The 4,378-nt window shown below is 67.8% G+C and carries 3 protein-coding genes; all 3 read right to left on the bottom strand.

The window, feature by feature from the left end; genetic code table 11:
• A partial coding sequence (locus tag DBR12_RS10230) for a serine hydrolase (protein ID WP_108617142.1) occupies window positions 1–1,120 on the bottom strand: 1,120 nt, incomplete at its 3' end.
• A 133-nt stretch (window positions 1,121–1,253) separates the two neighbouring features.
• Window positions 1,254–2,954: a long-chain fatty acid--CoA ligase gene (locus tag DBR12_RS10225; protein WP_108617141.1), complete on the bottom strand. Its 1,701-nt coding sequence runs from the start codon at window positions 2,952–2,954 to the stop codon at window positions 1,254–1,256.
• Window positions 2,955–3,067: 113 nt separating this feature from the next.
• Window positions 3,068–3,841, bottom strand: coding sequence for an SDR family oxidoreductase (locus DBR12_RS10220; protein WP_056742279.1), 774 nt, complete (start codon window positions 3,839–3,841; stop codon window positions 3,068–3,070).
• Window positions 3,842–4,378 lie beyond the last annotated feature (537 nt).

The raw sequence follows: 4,378 nt of genomic DNA, 5'->3' as shown, positions 1-4,378 counted from the left end.
GCTGGCCGGGCGCCTGCGTAAGCAGGATCGCGAACAGGTCTTCCGCTGGGTCCACAAAAAAGAAGGTGCCGCCCAGGCCGCTCCAGCTGTAGTGCCCGGCCGATCCAGGGCGGGTGGCCTGGCCGGTGGCGGTGCGCACGGCCACGCCCAGGCCAAAGCCGTAGCCGGTGGGCAGGATGTCGCCCGCCACAGGCAGGCTGCCCAGGTGATCGGCGGTCATGAAGTCCACCGTGGCGCGGCCCAGCAGGCGCACGGGGGCGTCAATGCCGTTGGGGCCGTCGGGCCCGGGGGCGGTGCCCCGGCCCAGCATGAGCTGCAAAAAGCGCGCGTAGTCGCTGGCGGTAGACACCAGGCCGCCACCGGCCGACTCGAACACGGGCGGCGCGGTCACGTCGATCAGCGGCATGCCGAGCCCGGTCTGCGGGTCGCGCTCAAAGGCTTCGGCCAGGCGGTGCTGCTGCGCGGCGGGCACCGAGAAGCCCGTGTCGTGCATGCCCAGCGGGCCAAACACGCGGCGCTGCAGGATGGCGCCCAGGCTTTCGCCCTCGATCACCTCCAGCACCGCGCCCAGCACGTCGGTGGCGCGGCTGTATTCCCAGCGGGTGCCGGGTTGGTGGACCAGGGGCAAGGGGCCCAGTGCGGCGACCAGATCGGCGTTGCTGTGGCGGCGCGAGCCGACGCGGGCGGCGCGGTAGGCGTCGGGCACGGTGCCGGCCTCCCAGGCGTAGCTGAGGCCGGCGGTGTGGCGCAGCAGGTCGTGCACCGTGGCCTCGCGCTGCACGGGGGCGGTGGTGCCGGTGGCTTCGTCGTACACGCGCTGGCCTGCAAAAGCGGGCAGGTAGTGCGCCACGGGGTGCGACAGCAGCAGGCGGCCTTCTTCCATGAGCATCATCGCCACCAGTGAGGCGATGGGCTTGGTCATGGAGTAGATGCGGAACAGGGTGTCGGGTGCCATGGCGGGCACTGCCGATTCGGTGCTGGGCGGGCGCTGGTGGCCAACCGCCGTGTGCAGCACGGTGTGGCCCTGGTGGTGGATGAGGGCCACGGCACCGGGCAGCAGGCCCTGGTCCACATGGGTTTGCAGCACGGAGCGCAGGCGGGCGAGGGCGGTGGGGTGCATGGGGTGGGGGCGAGATATTTTGAAGGTTTTTTGGCCGTCTGCGCGCAATAGTTAAGCGTTTGTTGCTATGAAAATAATAGCTATTGCGCGCATTGCCGCGTGCATTGCTGCGCGCATTGTCATGTGCTGCAGCTCAGGCAGCAGTACCAGCGGCACGGCTGCGCTCCTGCTCCTGCAGCTCGCGCCACTGCACCTTGCCCGTGCCGGATTTGGGCAGGCTGTCCACCAGCTGCACGATGCGCGGGCTTTTGTAGGCGGCCATGTGGTCGTGGCTCCAGTCGATGATGGACTGCTCGCTGACCTGGCCCTTGAAGGCGTCGCGCAGCACGACAAGGGCCTTCACCGTCTCGCCCCGGCGCTCGTCGTGCGCGGCGATCACGCACACTTCCTGTATGGCGGGGTGGGCGTACATCATGGCCTCGACCTCGGCGGGCCAGACCTTGAAGCCCGAGGCATTGATCATGCGCTTGAGCCGGTCCACCATGAAGAAGTAGCCGTCCTCGTCCACCTGCGCCAGGTCGCCCGTGCGCAGAAAGCGCTTGCCGTCCAGCGTCACAAAGCTGTCGGCGGTGGCCTGCGGGTTGTTCCAGTAGCCTTGCATGACCTGCGGGCCGTGCACCACGATCTCGCCGATCTCGCCCGGGGGCAGTTCGGCGAAGGTGGCCGGGTCCACCACGCGGGAGTCCACGTCAAACACCGGGATGCCCAGGCACTGCGGCTTGGGCCGGTGCGGTGGGTTGATGTGCGTGGCGGCCATGGTTTCAGACATGCCGTAGCCCTCCACGTAGTCCAGCCCCGTCAGGGCCTTCAGGCGCTGCGCCACGGCCTTGGGCATGGCCGCGCCGCCGCCGCGCATGACCTGCAGGCTGCTGATGTCGTAGTCAGCGATGCGCGGGTTGGCCAGAAAGTCCACCACCATGGTCGAGATGGCCTGCCAGATGGTGACCCGGTAGCGCTGGATGAGCTGGGCGGCGGCGTCGCGGTCCCAGCGCGGCAGCACGACCACGGTGGCGCCCACAAACAGGGGGCCGTTCATGCTGCCCGACATGCCGGTGACGTGGAACAGCGGCAGCACCGTGAGGTAGGTCGAATCCTGCGTGCGCGCAAACCACTGCGCGCCGCCCACCAGCGTGCTCATGGCGCTGCGGTGCGTGTGCATGCAGCCCTTGGGGTGGCCGGTGGTGCCCGAGGTGTAGGGCATCACGCACAGGTCGTCGGGCCCGGTGGTGATGGGGCCGGGGACGCGCTGCTGCGCCAGCATGTCGCTCCACAGCGTGACGCCGGGTGCTTCAATGGCCTGGCGCGGCGCCGATACGAATGCGGGCACGGGCAGGTCGGTGGGCACCTGCAGGTAGTCGCTGTACGCGGCCACGATGAGGTGCTGTAGCTTGCCCTCACCCGCCTCTTCGCCCGCCACATCCACCAGCGGCTGCGCCTGCGCATGCAGGTCCTGCGGAACAAAGGCCACGGTGGCGCCGCTGTCGCGCACGTAGTGGCGCAGCTCGTCAGTGAGGTTCATGGGGTTCACCGGCACCACCACCGCGTTGGCGCGCAGGATGCCGTAGAACGCCAGGATCCACTGCGGGCTGTTCTGCATGTAAAGCAGCACGCGGTCGCCCGCCTTCACGCCACACACCTGCTGCAAAAAGCCCGCAATGTGCTCGGCCTGCTGCTGGAACTGCCGGAAGGTCACCAGCGTGTCGTAGAACACCAGGAAGGGCTTGTCCGGGTAGCGCGCTGCCGACACCTCGGCGTTGTGGAACAGATGCGTCTGCGGCAGCGTGAGGTGGCGCGGCAGGCCGGGTGGCCAGTGGGCGAGGTGGCGGTCGGACATGGGATGGGCCTCTCTTCTCAGTGGGTCGATTCGGGCATTGCGCTATGCAACTGGCGCGGCCCAGGCGAGGGACGCCGAGCAAGGGCCGCCCCGCAGCGGCTCAGGGGGGTGTCTCAAATCAAGCTGGCCCCACCATCCACCACGATGCTTTCCCCCGTGATGTGCCGCGAGGCGTTGGACGCCAGGAACACCACCGCGCCCTTGAGGTCCTCTTCGCCGCCGATGCGGCGCAGGGGCGTACGCTCGATCATGGCAGGGCCCAGTTTTTCGATCAGGCCGCTGGCCATCTTGCTCGGGAAGAAGCCGGGGCAGATCGCATTGACGCGAACGCCGTAGTGCCCCCATTCGGACGCCAGGGTGCGCGCAAAGTGCAGCGCGGCGGCCTTGGAGGTGTTGTAGGCAATGGTGTTCATGCCCGGGGGCGTGCCCTTGAGCGCGGCCACCGAGGCTGTGACGATGATCGAGCCCTTGCCGCGCGGGATCATGCAGCGCTTGCCCACTTCGCGCGACAGGAAAAACGGGGCGCTCACGTTCAGGTCCATCACCTTGTGCCAGGCGGCGTCGGGGTAGTCCTCGGCCTTGGCACCCCAGGTGGCGCCCGCGTTGTTGACCAGGATGTCGATGGTGCCGAAGCGCTCAACCACCTGGTCCACCAGGCCGGGGATGTCTTCGGTCTTTTGCAGGTCGTTCACCACGGTCAGCACCTCGTAGCCCTGCGCCTCCAGGTGTTTTTTTGCTTCAGCCAGCTCATCGGCCTTGCGGGCGGTGATGGCGAGTTTGGCGCCCATCTCGCCCAGGGCTTCGGCCATCTGCAGGCCCAGGCCGCGCGAGCCGCCGGTGACCAGTGCGACCTGGCCGGTGAGATCGAAGAGTTGCTTGACGCTCATGGGAATAGCTTTCTTGGAGGGGGCGGAGAGAGGTAGAAGGAATGAGTTGCCGCACGCCGCCGGGGGCTGGTGCTTTGATGCCGAGGGCGTAACAAAAGGGCGGAGGTGTGTGGCGCGGTAACGGGGACAAGGCTGCCTGGCGTTGCACGGTGGCGGTGTTCAGGCAACAGTTCTTGATGCTAGTCGCGGCCAGGGGCGCTGTAAAACCTGTGCTGTCACCTGCGAGATCGTGCGCTGGGTGGTGGCGCGTGCGCTGGTGGGGCGGTGCACGGGCCGCCCGGTTGTAAGCATTGGCAAGTCCGTCTGGTGTGGTGTGCCCCCGAGGCCCGCGCAAACGCGGTGTCTGTGCCCCAAACAATGCAACAGGCGTTTACGGCTCATTACAAAGCCGCGGCATGGTGGGGCGCTGCCTGTGTACCTTCGGGCGCTTCGGGGCGTTGGTCGTGGATCACCGCAGAGCCTACGCCCGCTGCCCATCCGCAAGGAAACGACCATGAACCTGACCGTACGACCCTCCACCCCCTTGGCCCCCGGTGC

The organism is Acidovorax sp. HMWF029 (assembly GCF_003060895.1).
Classification (GTDB): Bacteria; Pseudomonadota; Gammaproteobacteria; order Burkholderiales; family Burkholderiaceae_C; genus Acidovorax.
This window is presented reverse-complemented; position numbering and strand designations above follow the sequence as displayed.

Bases quoted from the DNA above. Each gene is read 5' to 3' on its own strand.
- DBR12_RS10225 (WP_108617141.1), bottom strand. From the start codon at position 2,954: ATGTCCGACCGCCACCTCGCCCACTGGCCACCCGGCCTGCCGCGCCAC.
- DBR12_RS10220 (WP_056742279.1), bottom strand. From the start codon at position 3,841: ATGAGCGTCAAGCAACTCTTCGATCTCACCGGCCAGGTCGCACTGGTC.